The following is a 15,504-nucleotide window of genomic DNA, read 5'->3' on the forward strand; positions in this document are numbered from 1 at the left end:
ATGCCCGAGCTGCTCAAACAACGCGTCGAAACCTGTTACCAGCAAGCCGAAGCCTTCTTCAGACGCCCCTTCCCGCGCCCGGAAGTCAGCTTCAAGCTGCGCGGCCAGAAAGCCGGCGTCGCTCACCTGCACGAGAACCTGCTGCGCTTCAACCTGCAACTGTATCGCGAGAACCAGGACGACTTCCTGCGCCAGACCGTGGCTCATGAAGTGGCGCACCTGGTGGCCCATCAGCTGTTCGGTGACCGCATCCAGGCCCATGGTGAGGAGTGGCAGCTGATCATGCGTGGGGTGTATGAACTGCCGCCGAACCGTTGCCACAATTATGCAGTGCAGCGGCGCGTGGTAACCCGCTACATCTACCGCTGCCCATGCCCGGAGAGTGATTTCCCGTTTACCGCGCAGCGGCACAAGCTGGTGCGCCAAGGGCGCCGCTACTTGTGCCGGCGCTGCCGCGCGACTCTGGTGTTCAGCGGTGAAACCCGCCTCGAATAGCCAGGCACAAGAAAGGCGACCCGAGGGTCGCCTTCTTTTTTACCGCCTGAGGATCAGCGTACCGGGGTTTCTGCCACGCCCAGGTCATCGGTAGGTACCGACAACTCCAGCGGTGCGCCACCGGAAGCCAGCTCGGAGGCCAGCTTGTCGTCGTCCATCTCCTTCACCCACTTGGCCACGACCACGGTGGCCACGGCGTTGCCGACCAGGTTGGTCAGTGCGCGGGCTTCGGACATGAAGCGGTCGATGCCGAGGATCAGCGCCAGGCCGGCAACCGGCAGGTGGCCGACGGCCGACAGGGTGGCAGCCAGCACGATGAAGCCCGAACCGGTCACGCCGGCAGCACCTTTGGACGCGACCAGCAGCACCAGCAGCAGGGTGATCTGGTGGGTGATGTCCATGTGGGTGTCGGTGGCCTGGGCGATGAACACCGCAGCCATGGTCAGGTAGATCGAGGTACCGTCGAGGTTGAACGAGTAGCCGGTCGGGATCACCAGGCCGACGACCGATTTCTTGGCACCCAGGCGCTCCATCTTGGCCAGCATGCGTGGCAGGGCCGATTCCGAGGAGGATGTGCCCAGCACGATCATCAGCTCTTCACGGATGTAGCGGATCAGCTTGAGGACACTGAAGCCGTGGGCGCGGCAGATACCACCCAGCACCACCAGCACGAACAGCAGGCAGGTGATGTAGAAGCACGCCATCAGGTAGCCCAGCTGCACCAGCGAGCCCACGCCGTACTGGCCGATGGTGAAGGCCATGGCGCCGAAGGCACCGACCGGGGCCAGCTTCATGATCATGTTGATGATGTTGAACATCACGTGGGCGAAGCGGTCGATCAGGTCCAGCACCGGCTTGCCGTAGCTGCCCAGGCGGTGCAGGGCGAAGCCGAAGATCACCGAGAACATCAGCACCTGCAGGATGTCGCCGTTGGCGAAGGCGCCCACTACGGTGCTGGGGATGATGTTGAGCAGGAAGCCGACAGTGGTCTGCTGCGCGCCGGCGGCGGCGTAGGCGGCCACGCTGCTGGCGTTCAGGGTGCTGACGTCGATGTGCATGCCAGCGCCCGGCTGGACCACGTTGACGACCACGAGGCCGATGATCAGGGCGATGGTGGAGACGATCTCAAAGTACAGCAGCGCGTAGCCGCCGGTCTTGCCGACCGACTTCATGCTCTGCATGCCGGCGATGCCGCTGACCACGGTACAGAAGATGATGGGCGCGATGACCATCTTGATCAGTTTGACGAAACCATCGCCCAAAGGCTTCAGGGCGACGCCGGTTTCGGGGTAGAAGTGGCCGAGCAGGATGCCGATGGTGATGGCGACCAACACCTGGACATACAGGGATTTGTACAGCGGCTGACGTGTCGTCATGGCTCATTTTTCCTCAAGTGTGCCGGCTTCACCCTTCCCAGGGTGTTCGGGCACCTGAATCGCTAACCCTCCTGCACCTGGAGGGATTTGTCGTTGTGTTCGAGCTGCCTGGGCAGGCCTCTGCCAAGTGAGATAGCAAGGGCGATGCCAAAATGCCCATCTTGGGTGCAGCGCTACTGTTTACGGGCTGTAAACGCCCAACGACGGGGCGATTTTTCTGAGCAATGGTGGCGGATTTCCGCCCGATGGCGGGAAATGTACAGGGGATATGGCGGGAATCCGCCCGAACGGGTAATGCCTGTGCTGGCCCTTTCGCGGCTAAAGCCGCTCCCACAGCAACAGCACCAGCCTCAAATGCGGCGCGGTCCCTGTGCGAGCGGCTTCAGCCGCGAAAGGGCCGGCACAGCAACCCATCAATCAAGGTGCAAGGTGATGCAGAAGGCGGCCCCGCCAAGCGCGGATTCATCCAGGGTCAGCCCGGCGCCATAGCTGTCGACGATGTCCTTGACCACCGCCAGACCAATACCCTGCCCCGGGTGCTGCCGGTCCAGCCGTTCACCGCGCTCGAGAATCCTCTCACGCTGGTCGGCCGGCACCCCGGGGCCATCGTCCTCGATGCACAACCTCAGCGTGCCAGGTGCTTCCTGCAGGCTCACCCGCACGTGCCCCAGGCTGAGCCGGTAGGCGTTCTCCAGCAGATTGCCCAGCAGTTCCAGCAAGGCCCCCTGCTCCATCGGCACGTGCGACTGTGCCGGTACATCCAGCTCGACCTCGACGCGCTTGTCGCGATAGACCTTGGCCAAGGTGCTGCACAAGCTCTCCAGCACCGGCCACAACAGCACGTTGTGGCGCACCAGGCCGCTCTTGCGCAGGCTGGCGCGCTGCAGCTGGTAATCGATCTGCTGGCTCATGCGCTCGATCTGGCTCTGCAGCACCCGCGCCTGTTCGCGCTCGCCGGCACGCTGCTGCATGCTCTCGCCCACACCCTGCAACACTGCCAGCGGGGTTTTCAGGCTGTGGGCCAGATCGCCCAATGAATCGCGGTAACGGGTGCGCTGCTCGCGTTCGCTGCTCAGCAAGCGGTTCAGCGAGCGGGTCAGGCGCAGCAGTTCACGTGGGTGCTCGCCACTGAGGCCATCACGTGCGCCAGACTCCACCTCATCAAGCTCGATACTCAACCGGCGCAACGAACGCAACCCCCAGGTCAGGCCGGCCCAGAGCAGCGCCAGCAAGACCAGCAAGGCCGCGCCAAAGCCCAGGTAGAGCTTTTTGCGCAGGCCATCGAGCGTGGCCCTGTATTCACTCACCGGTTGCAGCGCCACGATGCTGTATGCCGCGCTCTGGCCGCCGAGCAGCTTGATCTCGACGTCATAGACGAAGAACTCTTCGCCATCGTCCTGGTGGATGCGGGCAAACTCGTTGCCGCGCCCGTCGTAGCGCGGGCGGTAGTTGATATGCCGGTCGCTGGTGGCACGCGAGCGCCAGACCAGGTTGCCGTCACGGTCGAAGATGTAGCCGAGCAGGCCGGTATAGGGCAGGTTGTAGCGCTCATCCGGGAGCAAGTCGGGCATCTGTAACTGGCCATGCTCGATGCGCGCTGCGGAAATCAGCGTGGTCACGTCCGAAGCCAGGCGCTGCTCGATCGACTCCTGCAGGGCCAGGCTGAAAGCCTTCTGCAAGGCTGGCAACAAGGCCAGCATGAACAGCAGCGCCAGCACCGCGGCCGCCAGCATCAGGCGTACCCGCAGCGAGCGGATCATCGGCAGCGCTCGGTGAACAGGTAACCCAGGCCGCGCACCGTGTCGATCGGCTTGAAACCGTTCTCGCCCTCGAGCTTGCGGCGCAGGCGGCCGACCAGCACCTCGATGACGTTGGGGTCGCGCTCCTCGTCGCCGGGATAGAGCTGCTCCATCAGGCGCTCCTTGGCCACCACCTGCTGGTGATGACGCATGAGGTACTCGAGGATGCGGTACTCATAGGCCGTCAGTGCCAGCGGCTGTTCATCCAGGGTCGCCTGCTTGCGGTTGAGGTCAAGCACCAGGGGGCCGGCGGCGATGGTCGATTGGGTGAACCCGCTGGAACGGCGCAGCAAGGCGTTCAGGCGTGCCTCGAGTTCCTCGAACTGGAACGGCTTGACCAGATAGTCGTCGGCACCGGCAGCCAGGCCTTCGACCTTGTCCTGCCAGTTGCCACGGGCGGTGAGAATAAGGATGGGGAAGGCCTTGCCCTGGCTGCGCAGGCGGCCGATCAGCTCAAGCCCGCTGATGCCCGGCAGGCCAAGGTCGACGATGGCCAGGTCGAAGTGAAAGTGTTCGGCCTGGTAAAGCGCCTCTTCGGCATTGGCCACGGCTTCGACCACATGGCCGCTTTCACCCAGACGTGTATGGAGGTGGTGCCGCAGCAGGGCTTCGTCCTCGACCACCAGCAGTTTCATTCAACGCTCCTCATTAATGTACTGCCTGTAACGGCCCTCTCGCGGGTAAACCCGCTCCCACAGGGACTGCACAGGTAGTGAAAGCTGTGCGATCCCTGTGGGAGCGGGCTCCCCGCGAAGAGGCCGGTACAGGATAACCCGGCTCGCCGGTCAGAACTTGTAGGTTGCAGCCAGATACGTCTGAGCACTGCTGGTCAGACGCAAGGTGCCCTCCTTCGGCCCGCCACTGGCGCCCACTTCGGTAGCAGCATTGGTACGCAGGTAGCGATACCCCAGCTCCATCGACGCATTGTCGGTGATTTCCTGGATCACACCGGCCTGCAAGCCGACAGCATAGCCGTAGTCGGTATCCCGGCTGGCGCCCGGCGAATCCTGAGTCAGCTTGGTCATGCCCAGGCTGCCACCGCCGAACAGCTTGGTGGTGTCCCCCACCGGCAGCAGCAAGTCATAGCTGCCGAGCAGGTTTTCCTGGCGCAGCTTGTAGCCGCTGTGGTCGCCGGAAACGTTGTCATAGGTCATGTAGTAGCGGGCCTGATCATTGATCTTGCCCAGTCGCACCCCCCAGGTATCGTCCTTGCCGATGATGCCGTCGGCGTTCAGGTGGTCGGTGTTGCTCTGCAGCAGGCCGGACTTGCGCACTTTGTCGCTGGTCTGGCCGTAGGTGAGGCTGGCGAAGGTGTCATCGGCGGCCTGGGCAGTGGTCATGCCAGCGGCGCACACGGCCATGGCAGCGAGCAGGGTGTTGAAGGTTTTCATGACTTCTTACTCCAGTTGAATGCGCTGTTGCGGTCTGGAAGCTAGAGTAAGCAGGGTGCCCTGAACCGCGGCTGAACCCTGACTGAACCGCGGCTGAACGATTCGTGTGCAAACAAGGAGTAGTCAACATGCGCGCCCTGCTGGCCCTGATTCTGATGTGCAGCACCGCCCTCGCCCAAGCGGCGGTGCAGACCCGCGAGATTCGTTACCAGGACGCCGACGGCACTGCGCTGATCGGCTATTACGCTTACGACGACGCCGTCAAGGGCGAACGCCCGGGCGTGCTGGTGGTGCACGAGTGGTGGGGGCTGAACGACTACGCCAAACGCCGTGCTCGCGAGCTCGCCGCGCTGGGCTACAGCGCGTTGGCCATCGATATGTATGGCGAAGGCAAGCACACCGAGCACCCGCAGGACGCCCAGGCGTTCATGGCCGAGGCGATGAAGGACCCGTCGGCATCGGCCAAGCGCTTTGACGCCGGCTTGGACCTGCTGAAGAAACAGCCCTATACCGACAGACACAAGCTCGGCGCGGTCGGTTACTGCTTCGGTGGCAAGGTGGTGCTGGATGCCGCGCGCCGGGGCGCACGACTGGATGGCGTGGTCAGCTTCCATGGTGCACTGGCCACCCAGACACCGGTCACCCAGCCTGGTGTGGTACGCGCCTACCTGCTGGTCGAGCACGGGGAGGCTGACAGCATGGTCACCCCGCAGCAGGTGGATGCCTTCAAGAAGGAGATGGACGCGGCGAAGGTCAACTACCAGTTCGTCAGCATCCCGGGGGCCAAGCATGGGTTCACCAACCCGGATGCAGACCGCCTGAGCCATGGCGATCATGGCGGGCCTGACATCGGCTACAACGAGGCGGCAGACAAGCGGTCCTGGGCCGACATGCAGGCGTTCTTCAAGCAAGTGTTCAAGTAAAGCTCGCTGGGGCCGCCGTGCGGCCCCGGCTCCCACGCAAGCCTCGCGGCTGGCACAATACCCGCCATGAACACACTCCCTGCCTGCTGCGCCCCGCTCCAGCACCACTGGCCCCTGCCCCGCCCACTGCCCGGCGCAGTGCTGGTCAGCTGTGCCTTCGACCCGGCCCACCTTGCCGCCGATGACTTCCAGCGCGTCGGCATCGTGCCCAGTCCCAGCCTGCAGCGTTCGGTGGCCAAGCGCCAGGCCGAGTACCTGGCCGGCCGCGTTTGCGCGCGCGCTGCACTGCAGCGCCTGGATGGCCGCGACTACGTGCCCGGCACCCATGAGGACCGCTCGCCGATCTGGCCCACGGGTATCCACGGATCGATCACCCACGGCAAAGGCTGGGCCGCTGCGGTGGTCGCTGCCGAGGGCGCCTGCCGTGGCCTGGGCCTGGACCAGGAAGCGCTGCTGGATGACCAGCGCGCCGAGCGGCTCATGGGCGAGATCCTGACGCCCGCCGAACGCGAACGGCTGGCCCCTGGCCAACTGGGCCTCACGGTCACCCTGACCTTCTCGCTCAAGGAAAGCCTGTTCAAGGCCCTCTACCCGCTGACCCGGCAGCGCTTCTATTTCGAACATGCCGAAGTGCTGGCGTGGTCCGCCGATGGCCTGGCGCGTTTACGGCTGCTTACTGACCTGTCGCCGCAGTGGCGACACGGCGCCGAAGTCGAAGGCCAGTTCTGCTTGCAGGACGGCCACCTGCTCAGCCTGATCAGCGTCTGAGCCTTACTGCGGAGCCTGTTCACGCGGCCAGCTGAGGCTGAAGCAGGCCCCGCCCAGCGCCTCGCTGCGCCCCACCGTGGCCCGGCCTGCGTGCCAGTAGATGATCCGCCGTACGATCGACAGGCCCAGGCCATGCCCGCCGGAAGCGCGGGTGCGACTGTCATCGAGCCGGGTGAAGGGGGTGAAGATGCGATCCCATACACCCTCGGGGATCCCCTGGCCATCGTCTTCGACATCGATGCGGCAACGCTGCTGGCCCAACTGGTAGCTCAGGCGCACTTCACAGCTGGCGTGGCGCAAGGCATTGCTCACCAGATTCTGCAGCGCACGATGCAGGTAGCGCGGTTCGGCCTCGACCCAGCAGCCGTCGCTGGCCTGGCAGGCCCCGCGCAGCAAACGGACCTTGCTGTTGAGCGGCGCCAGTTCTTCAATCACCCGATCGAGCAAGGCATCCAGTTCGACCCGCTGGAACTTCAGCGCCGGGGCGCCCTGCTCCAGCCGCGCATAGGTGAGCATTTCGTCGACCAGCTGGTCCAGGTCCTGGATATCACCATCCATGCCGGCCAGGTGCTTGGCGCGGGCCTGCTCGGTGGGCGCACTTTCGATCATCTCCAGGCCAAAGCGCAGGCGTGCCACCGGGGTGCGAAGTTCATGCGACACCGCACGCACCAGTTCGCGCTGCATGTTCAGCGAACGTTGCAGGTGCTCGGCCATACCATTGAATGCCGCAGCCAGGCGCCCCACCGAATCGGCATCACCGGCCGGCACGCGGGTGTCTAGGCTGCCTTGGGCGATACGCGTGGCGGCGATTTCCATGCCTGACACGCGCCGCTCCAGCTGGCGCACCAGCAGGTACACCACCAGGCCGATGAGGCAAAGGCCAAGAAAGGCAATCAGGATCAGCAACTGCGGCGGATAAGGGTTGAGTTGATAGAGCGGACCGATCTCCAGCACCAGCGGCGAACCTGGCAGCCCGGCGAACACACGGATGGAGTCACCATCGCGCCCCAGCGCCATCACCGTATCCCCCTCCTCCACCCGGCGCCGCTGGTCGTCGTCCAGGCCGACCCGCTCGATGCGCTGCAGGGCGACGCCGAAGCCGAAGCCCTTGCTCTGGGTGATGTCCGCCAGGCGCTGCTGCTGCTCGGTCACCGGATAGCGCACCAGCTCATCGGCCAGCAGATAAAGCGTGGCACGCGCCAGCTGCTCGCTGACCTGCTTGACCTGAGCCACCAGCATCAGGTCCTCCTGGCCGACCTTGCGCAGTACCTGGGCGGCGTGTGGCCCGGTCTTTTCCACCACCACCAGGCCACGGTTCAGGCGAGCGCGCTGGCCGCCATCGAGGGTACGCGCCGACATCGGCTGCAGCGCCAGCGGCACGCCCAGCAAGCGCTCCCACATCAACAGCGAGCGCTTGCGCTCGGTGTCGTTCTGCTGCGCCAGGTTGTCGGCCATCAGGCTGAACGTGCCCTGGGCCAGGCGTTCGCGGTGCTGGGCCGCGCGCACTTCGTTGACCCAGTGCAGGCTGAGCGCGCCGAGCAGCGCCACCAGCACCAGCACCGCGAGCATGCCCCCATAGATGCGCAGGAAAATCGAGCGGTTCATGGGGCATCGCCGACGAACAGGTAGCCCTTGCTGCGCAGCGTCTTGATCAGCCGCGGGTGGATCGGGTCGTCGCCGATCTTGGGGCGAATCCTGGAAATGCGCACGTCGATGGAACGGTCCTGGCCGTCGTAGCCGACCCCGCGCAAGGCGGTGAAGATCTGTTCACGCGACAGCACCCGCCCGGCGTTGCTGGCCAACAGCCATAGCAGGTCGAATTCAGCGCCGGTGAGGTCGATCTGCTGCGCGCCGAGCCAGGCCTCGCGCAGGCGATTGTCGATGCGCAGCGCACCGAAGGCCAGGTCATGGCGCTTGGACTCTGGGCTTTCACTGCGCCGCAGCAGGGCCTGGATCCGTGCCAGCAGCAAACGCGGACGCACCGGCTTGCACACGTAGTCGTCAGCCCCCAGATCCAGCCCCTGGACCTGATCGAGTTCGTCGCTGCGGGCCGTCAGCATCAGGATCGGGCCGGGGTACTGGCCACGTACGCGACGGCAGATGCTCAGCCCGTCTTCGCCGGGCAGCATCAGGTCGAGGATCACCAGGTCTGGTTGGCTGTCGACGATGCGGCGCGCGGCGCGGGCGCCATCGCCCTCGACGGCAACCTCGTAACCGTTGGCCTGCAGGTATTCGGCGGTGAGTTCGGCCAGGCGCTGGTCGTCTTCGACGATGAGGATGCGATTGCTGGGTTGGTCCATGGCCCCTGCCTTTGGATTATTGTTTTTCTGTCGGTACCGGCCTTTAACCAAAAGGCAACATCACCCCCGGATACTACGTGCCGCCCGCCAGTACTGCCAACCTGCCCGCCGGTAGCCTCGACTGAACCGTTTTTTGTGGTAGGGTGCGCGCCCGAAAAATTGTGGCTGCGGGCAGCAGCCCTGTGAAAAATAGTGCAAACCTCTTGGCACAAGGCCTACAGGGAATACCCACTATTCACTCACAAAGTACGCACAACTTATCCACAGTCGATTGCCTTGCAAAGCCCCCAAGACCGCATTATCTTGTATCCCTATCGCAACGAACCACTAGATGTTGGGGTTGACCTTTCGTCACCAACACCAGTCAGCGCAGAAATTCAAGCGATATTTCTGGCAGAACTTTACGTGGTTTCATCAGCCAAACCGCTCCAGCGGAAGCATTGAGAGCAACAGCCTTCGGGGTCATCCCGTTGAGCATTTGACTTCGGCCAGGGAGCGGCAGGTTATTGCCCCTTATTCCTGATCTGTCCCGAAGTCGGTACGCCCGAGCGGGTGGATGCGCGTGCATGACGCATCCTCGCCAAGGCCATCGAGCAAGTGGACGGAACGGTGGGCGCCCAAAAGGCGCCTGAACACTATAGAAACTGTGGAGACACCCACCCATGCAAACCGACACAACTCGCGAGAACCCGCAGGCTTTGGCGCCGCAGGCCGCCGATTCCAACCAGGATCTGGCCGCCACCGCTCCGGGCCAACTGCGCGTGATCAAGCGCAACGGCACTGTCGTCCCCTACACCGACGACAAGATCACCGTGGCCATCACCAAGGCGTTCCTCGCAGTTGAAGGCGGCACCGCCGCTGCCTCGTCGCGCATCCACGACACCGTCGCGCGCCTGACCGAGCAGGTCACTGCCACGTTCAAGCGTCGCATGCCATCGGGTGGCACCATCCACATCGAAGAAATCCAGGACCAGGTCGAGCTGGCCCTGATGCGTGCCGGCGAGCAGAAAGTCGCCCGCGACTACGTGATCTACCGTGACCAGCGCGCCAAGGAGCGCGCCACCCGCGCCCACACCGACGCAGTGGTCGAGCCGCACCCAAGCATCCGCATCACCCTGGCCGACGGCAGCCTGGCGCCGCTGGACATGGCGCGCCTGAATACCATCATCAGCGAAGCCTGCGAAGGCCTGGCCGAAGTCGATGGCGACCTGATCCAGCGCGAAACCCTGAAGAACCTGTACGACGGCGTGGCCATCAAGGACGTCAACACCGCCCTGGTGATGACCGCCCGTACCCTGGTCGAGCGTGAGCCGAACTACTCGTTCGTCACCGCCCGCCTGCTGATGGACACCCTGCGCGCCGAAGGCCTGGGCTTCCTCAACGTTGCCGACAGCGCCACCCACCACGAGATGGCCGACCTGTACGCCAAGGCCCTGCCGGCCTATGTCGCCAAAGGTATCGAGTTCGAACTGCTGAACCCGGCCCTGGCCGACTTCGACCTGGAAAAACTGGGCAAGGCGATCAACCACGAGCGCGACCAGCAGTTCACTTACCTGGGCCTGCAGACCCTGTACGACCGTTACTTCATCCACAAGGATGGCGTGCGCTTCGAGCTGCCGCAGGTGTTCTTCATGCGTGTGGCCATGGGCCTGGCGCTGGAAGAGAAAGACAAAGAAGCCCGTGCGATCGAGTTCTACAACCTGCTCTCGTCGTTCGACTACATGGCTTCGACCCCGACCTTGTTCAACGCCGGTACCCTGCGTCCACAGCTGTCGAGCTGCTACCTGACCACCGTGCCGGACGACCTGTCGGGCATCTACCACGCGATCCACGACAACGCCATGCTGTCGAAATTCGCCGGTGGCCTGGGCAACGACTGGACCCCTGTGCGTGCACTGGGCTCTTACATCAAGGGCACCAACGGCAAATCCCAGGGCGTCGTGCCGTTCCTGAAAGTGGTCAACGACACCGCCGTCGCCGTGAACCAGGGTGGCAAGCGCAAAGGCGCCGTATGTGCCTACCTGGAAACCTGGCACCTCGATATCGAAGAATTCATCGAGCTGCGCAAGAACACCGGTGATGACCGCCGTCGTACCCACGACATGAACACCGCCAACTGGATCCCTGACCTGTTCATGAAGCGCGTCTTCGATGACGGCAAGTGGACCCTGTTCTCGCCATCGGAAGTGCCTGATCTGCACGACCTGACCGGCAAGGCCTTCGAAGAGCGCTACGAGTACTACGAAGCCCTGACCGAGTACAACAAGATCAAGGTGTTCAAGACCATCCAGGCCAAAGACCTGTGGCGCAAGATGCTGTCGATGCTGTTCGAGACCGGCCACCCGTGGCTGACCTTCAAGGACCCGTGCAACCTGCGTTCGCCGCAGCAGCACGTGGGCGTGGTCCACAGCTCGAACCTGTGCACCGAGATCACCCTGAACACCAACAAGGACGAGATCGCGGTCTGCAACCTGGGCTCGATCAACCTGCCGAACCACATCGTCGACGGCAAGCTGGACACCGCCAAGCTGCAACGCACCGTGAACACCGCCGTGCGCATGCTCGACAACGTGATCGACATCAACTACTACTCGGTGCCGCAAGCGCGTAACTCGAACTTCAAGCACCGCCCGGTCGGCCTCGGCATCATGGGCTTCCAGGACGCGCTGTACCTGCAGCACATCCCGTACGGCTCCGACGCTGCCGTCGAGTTCGCCGACAAGTCGATGGAAGCGGTCAGCTACTATGCGATCCAGGCTTCCTGCGACCTGGCCGACGAGCGTGGCGCCTACGAGACGTTCCAGGGTTCGCTGTGGTCCAAGGGCATCCTGCCGCTGGATTCGCAACAGATCCTGATCGAAGCCCGTGGCCAGAAGTACATCGACGTCAACCTGGAAGAGTCGCTGGACTGGGCGCCGGTCCGTGCCCGCGTGCAGAAAGGCATTCGTAACTCGAACATCATGGCCATCGCGCCAACCGCGACCATCGCCAACATTACCGGCGTGTCGCAGTCGATCGAGCCGACCTACCAGAACCTGTACGTGAAATCGAACCTGTCGGGCGAATTCACCGTGATCAACCCGTACCTGGTCCGCGATCTGAAGGCCCGCGGCCTGTGGGACTCGGTGATGATCAACGACCTGAAGTACTACGACGGTTCGGTGCAGCAGATCGAGCGTATCCCGCAAGAGCTGAAGGACTTGTACGCCACCGCGTTCGAAGTCGAGACCAAGTGGATCGTCGACGCCGCCTCCCGTCGCCAGAAGTGGATCGACCAGGCCCAGTCGCTGAACCTGTACATCGCCGGCGCCTCGGGCAAGAAGCTGGACGTGACCTACCGCATGGCCTGGTACCGTGGTCTGAAGACCACCTACTACCTCCGTGCCCTGGCCGCGACCAGCACCGAGAAGTCGACCATCAACACCGGCAAGCTCAACGCCGTTTCCAGCGGCGGCGACAGCGCCCCGGTCCAGGCAGCTGGCCCAGCGCCAGTGCCAAAGGCCTGCGCGATCGACGAGCCTGACTGCGAAGCCTGCCAGTAAGGCCTGATGCCGCGCGGGGTGCCCCATGGGTGCCCCTCGCGGCATTTTTGTATCCGCAGAATGGCCCACAGGAATGCTGTCCTTGTGGGAGCGGCCTTGTGTCGCGAAAGGGCTGCGCAGCGGCCCCGGGATCTCTGCTCCAGTGCGAGATTGCCGGGGCCGCTGCGCGGCCCTTTCGCGACACAAGGCCGCTCCCACAAGGGTTTCTGCAACCCATCATCTTGTGATGTAAAAATAAAAACCCACAACATGTAGTGCCTCGCGCCGTTTGCGGCTAAACTCCTTCCCCGGAAAAGACGACACGAGATTCCCTGAACGGACGCGCACAAAACCGGTCGAAAATTTACCCTCGCCCGCAAGACACGCGCCCCGATCGAAAGCGAATTCCGTTATACTGCGCCCCCTCTGAAAAGGGCACCCATTCACGTCCCTGGCCCCTCCCCAAGGCCTGGCCAGGCACGAACCCGATGTAACGAGAGTCAGCCTCTCGAGCTGTCCATTCGCCGTAACGGCCTTGCGTCAGGCATCACATTCTTAAAATCCAACCGGTTGCCCCAGGGCAACCCTCAAGCAGGAGCCAATCACCATGCTGAGCTGGGACGAATTCGACAAGGAAGACGGCGAAGTCGCCGCCAAAGGCAACACCCCTGCGCAGGCCACTGCCGCCGCCACCCTCGACAAGCTCGACAGCGCCGGCGGTGCCGCCGCCCTGGAAGCCCGTGCCGCCACCGCCTCGGACTCCGACGCCGTGAAGCGTGCCAAGGCCGCCCTCGACGCCCTCGACATCGCCGAAGGCCTGGCCGAGCTGGAAGGCTCCTCGGCCCGCGTCGCCGTTGACGAAAAACGCATGATCAACTGCCGCGCCGACCTCAACCAGCTGGTACCGTTCAAGTATGACTGGGCCTGGCAGAAGTACCTCGACGGCTGCGCTAACCACTGGATGCCGCAGGAGGTCAACATGACCGCCGACATCGCCCTGTGGAAGAGCATGGACGGCCTGACCGAAGACGAGCGCCGCATCGTCATGCGCAACCTCGGCTTCTTCTCCACCGCCGACTCCCTGGTTGCCAACAACCTGGCCCTGGCCGTGTACCGCCTGATCACCAACCCGGAGTGCCGCCAGTACATTCTGCGCCAGGCCTTCGAAGAGGCGATCCACACCCACGCCTACCAGTACTGCATCGAGTCGCTGGGCATGGATGAAGGCGAGATCTTCAACATGTACCACGAGATCCCGTCGGTCGCGAAGAAAGCCGCCTGGGGCCTGAAGTACACCCGCGCCATCTCCGACCCGGAATTCAACACCGGTACCGTCGAAACCGACAAAGAGCTGCTGCGCAACCTGATCGCCTACTACTGCGTACTGGAAGGCATCTTCTTCTACTGCGGCTTCACCCAGATCCTGTCGATGGGCCGCCGCAACAAGATGACCGGTGTTGCCGAGCAGTTCCAGTACATCCTGCGTGACGAGTCGATGCACCTGAACTTCGGTATCGACGTGATCAACCAGATCAAGATCGAGAACCCACACCTGTGGGACGCGGCGATGAAGGAAGAAGCGACCCAGATGATCCTGCAAGGGACCCAGCTGGAAATCGAATACGCCCGTGACACCATGCCACGCGGCGTGCTGGGCATGAACGCGGCGATGATGGAGGACTACCTCAAGTTCATCGCCAACCGTCGCCTGACCCAGATTGGCCTGAAGGAAGAGTACCCGGGGACTACCAACCCGTTCCCATGGATGAGCGAGATCATGGACTTGAAGAAGGAGAAGAACTTCTTTGAAACTCGCGTGATCGAGTATCAGACTGGTGGGGCGCTGAGCTGGGACTGATCGTCCGGGCTGAATATCGAGAAGGCTGCCGAACGGCAGCCTTTTTTATTGCCTACGAAATCAGAACAGGAAGTGTCCTACAAACTACGGCTGGTGGCTGACCCACGAGGTGGTGACGGTGCTGCGTGATGGGCAGGTGGGATGCGGCCCCTGGTGGCTGGGGCGAGCGCCTGGTTGCGCGAGAGCACGGTGACCAGAAGGATGCCATTGGTTCTATTCTGAAGTCGCCAAACCACGACCGTACGGGGAATCTTCCTACACGCGTTGCTTCAGGCCGAGCTCGGCGGACAGCCTAGCCGTCACATCCTTCATGACCGGCACCAGCTCACGCATCTTTTGCTCAGGCATGTACGGCACCGTACTCGCCACACTGATCCCCGCCACGATCCGGCGGCTGGCATCGCGCACCGGCGCCGCCACGCAGCGGATCGACGGTTCGTTGTCCTCCAGGTCGAAGGCATACCCGCCCTCCACATACTCGACCATGCGCTGCTCGAACTGCGCCCAGGTCTGCTCGCTGTGGTGCGGCCAGAACGCGCTCTTGCCACCCGTCGGCAGGCTGGTTTCATACAGGCGCTGCCATTCGGCCGGGGTGTCGTCGAGCATCAGCGCCTTGCCGATGCCGGTGCGGGCAAGCGGCATGCGGTGGCCGACCCGCGAGCGCATCTCCGGGCCGTTGCGCCCCGGGGTCTTGTGCAAGTACAGCACCTCGTCGCCTTCGCGGATCGCCAGGTGGATGGTGTCGCCGGTCAGCGCCGACAGCTCATCCAGATAAGGACCGGCCAGGGTCACCAGGGGCAGCTCTTCGCGGGCCTGAAAGCCCAGTTCGATCAGCTTGGGGCCGAGCAGATAACCAACCTGAGGCACCACGCGCAGGTAGCGTTCGTCCACCAGGCAGCTGACCAGCCGGTGGGTGGTGCTGCGGGTGGTGCCGATGTGTTGGGCGATGTCCTTGAGGTCGCGCGCGCCGGCGGCCACGGCCTGCACCACGGCCAGGCCGCGCAGCAGGGTCTGGGTGCCGGTGGGGGCGGTTTTTGCGGGGTCTTCCAGCATATGCTGCCTTTATCGATGAG

General features: G+C 63.6%; 12 protein-coding genes. 5 read left to right on the forward strand and 7 right to left on the reverse strand.

From position 1 onward, the window contains the following. Window positions 1-495, forward strand: a complete 495-nt coding sequence (locus ACTORR_RS07635; RefSeq protein WP_313364998.1) for a SprT family zinc-dependent metalloprotease — start codon at window positions 1-3, stop codon at window positions 493-495. 53 nt (window positions 496-548) lie between these two features. Here ACTORR_RS07635 and ACTORR_RS07640 read toward each other — a convergent pair whose 3' ends face one another. From ACTORR_RS07640 to ACTORR_RS07655, 4 genes are all read right to left on the reverse strand, one after another. Next, complete coding sequence (locus ACTORR_RS07640; RefSeq protein ID WP_054885575.1) at window positions 549-1,871, reverse strand: dicarboxylate/amino acid:cation symporter; 1,323 nt, start codon at window positions 1,869-1,871, stop codon at window positions 549-551. A gap of 413 nt (window positions 1,872-2,284) precedes the next feature. Next, on the reverse strand, window positions 2,285-3,631 hold the full coding sequence (locus ACTORR_RS07645; protein WP_313364996.1) for an ATP-binding protein: 1,347 nt from the start codon (window positions 3,629-3,631) through the stop codon (window positions 2,285-2,287). Then, window positions 3,628-4,305 (reverse strand): response regulator, encoded by a 678-nt coding sequence (locus ACTORR_RS07650; RefSeq protein WP_054885577.1) that lies wholly within the window; start codon window positions 4,303-4,305, stop codon window positions 3,628-3,630. The genes ACTORR_RS07645 and ACTORR_RS07650 overlap by 4 nt, the downstream gene beginning before the upstream one ends. 150 nt (window positions 4,306-4,455) lie before the next feature. Further along, entirely contained in the window at window positions 4,456-5,061 is a 606-nt protein-coding gene (locus tag ACTORR_RS07655) for an outer membrane protein (RefSeq protein WP_054885578.1), read from the reverse strand. Between the two features lie 128 nt (window positions 5,062-5,189). On the opposite strand from ACTORR_RS07655, the gene ACTORR_RS07660 reads away from it, so the two are divergent. Together ACTORR_RS07660 and ACTORR_RS07665 are read left to right on the forward strand one after the other, a co-directional pair. Next, complete coding sequence (locus tag ACTORR_RS07660) at window positions 5,190-5,984, forward strand: dienelactone hydrolase family protein (protein ID WP_054885579.1); 795 nt, start codon at window positions 5,190-5,192, stop codon at window positions 5,982-5,984. 66 nt (window positions 5,985-6,050) lie between these two features. Beyond that, window positions 6,051-6,752, forward strand: a complete 702-nt coding sequence (locus ACTORR_RS07665) for a 4'-phosphopantetheinyl transferase family protein (RefSeq protein ID WP_054885580.1) — start codon at window positions 6,051-6,053, stop codon at window positions 6,750-6,752. Window positions 6,753-6,755: 3 nt separating this feature from the next. On the opposite strand, the gene ACTORR_RS07670 is transcribed toward ACTORR_RS07665, so the two are convergent. Then, entirely contained in the window at window positions 6,756-8,357 is a 1,602-nt protein-coding gene (locus tag ACTORR_RS07670) for an ATP-binding protein (protein WP_313364994.1), read from the reverse strand. Then, the gene (locus ACTORR_RS07675) at window positions 8,354-9,052 is read right to left on the reverse strand and encodes a response regulator transcription factor (RefSeq protein WP_054885582.1); all 699 of its coding nucleotides are present in this window, start codon (window positions 9,050-9,052) and stop codon (window positions 8,354-8,356) included. The genes ACTORR_RS07670 and ACTORR_RS07675 overlap by 4 nt, the downstream gene beginning before the upstream one ends. A gap of 662 nt (window positions 9,053-9,714) precedes the next feature. On the opposite strand from ACTORR_RS07675, the gene ACTORR_RS07680 reads away from it, so the two are divergent. Next, on the forward strand, window positions 9,715-12,594 hold the full coding sequence (locus ACTORR_RS07680; RefSeq protein WP_054885583.1) for a ribonucleoside-diphosphate reductase subunit alpha: 2,880 nt from the start codon (window positions 9,715-9,717) through the stop codon (window positions 12,592-12,594). Window positions 12,595-13,180: 586 nt separating this feature from the next. Then, entirely contained in the window at window positions 13,181-14,431 is a 1,251-nt protein-coding gene (locus tag ACTORR_RS07685) for a ribonucleotide-diphosphate reductase subunit beta (protein WP_054885584.1), read from the forward strand. Between the two features lie 255 nt (window positions 14,432-14,686). Here ACTORR_RS07685 and ACTORR_RS07690 read toward each other — a convergent pair whose 3' ends face one another. Beyond that, a complete protein-coding gene (locus tag ACTORR_RS07690; protein ID WP_054885585.1) occupies window positions 14,687-15,484 on the reverse strand; it encodes an IclR family transcriptional regulator in 798 nt (265 codons plus the stop codon). Between the last annotated feature and the right edge of the window lie 20 nt (window positions 15,485-15,504).

Origin of the sequence: Pseudomonas sp. SAR267, assembly GCF_052077595.1 — a bacterium.
Taxonomy (GTDB): Bacteria; Pseudomonadota; Gammaproteobacteria; order Pseudomonadales; family Pseudomonadaceae; genus Aquipseudomonas; species Aquipseudomonas vlassakiae.

Excerpts from the sequence above, each read along its gene's own strand:
- ACTORR_RS07635 (WP_313364998.1), top strand. The coding sequence starts at position 1 with ATGCCCGAGCTGCTCAAACAACGCGTCGAAACCTGTTACCAGCAAGCC.
- ACTORR_RS07640 (WP_054885575.1), bottom strand. The coding sequence starts at position 1,871 with ATGACGACACGTCAGCCGCTGTACAAATCCCTGTATGTCCAGGTGTTG.
- ACTORR_RS07645 (WP_313364996.1), bottom strand. The coding sequence starts at position 3,631 with ATGATCCGCTCGCTGCGGGTACGCCTGATGCTGGCGGCCGCGGTGCTG.
- ACTORR_RS07650 (WP_054885577.1), bottom strand. The coding sequence starts at position 4,305 with ATGAAACTGCTGGTGGTCGAGGACGAAGCCCTGCTGCGGCACCACCTC.
- ACTORR_RS07655 (WP_054885578.1), bottom strand. The coding sequence starts at position 5,061 with ATGAAAACCTTCAACACCCTGCTCGCTGCCATGGCCGTGTGCGCCGCT.
- ACTORR_RS07660 (WP_054885579.1), top strand. The coding sequence starts at position 5,190 with ATGCGCGCCCTGCTGGCCCTGATTCTGATGTGCAGCACCGCCCTCGCC.
- ACTORR_RS07665 (WP_054885580.1), top strand. The coding sequence starts at position 6,051 with ATGAACACACTCCCTGCCTGCTGCGCCCCGCTCCAGCACCACTGGCCC.
- ACTORR_RS07670 (WP_313364994.1), bottom strand. The coding sequence starts at position 8,357 with ATGAACCGCTCGATTTTCCTGCGCATCTATGGGGGCATGCTCGCGGTG.
- ACTORR_RS07675 (WP_054885582.1), bottom strand. The coding sequence starts at position 9,052 with ATGGACCAACCCAGCAATCGCATCCTCATCGTCGAAGACGACCAGCGC.
- ACTORR_RS07680 (WP_054885583.1), top strand. The coding sequence starts at position 9,715 with ATGCAAACCGACACAACTCGCGAGAACCCGCAGGCTTTGGCGCCGCAG.
- ACTORR_RS07685 (WP_054885584.1), top strand. The coding sequence starts at position 13,181 with ATGCTGAGCTGGGACGAATTCGACAAGGAAGACGGCGAAGTCGCCGCC.
- ACTORR_RS07690 (WP_054885585.1), bottom strand. The coding sequence starts at position 15,484 with ATGCTGGAAGACCCCGCAAAAACCGCCCCCACCGGCACCCAGACCCTG.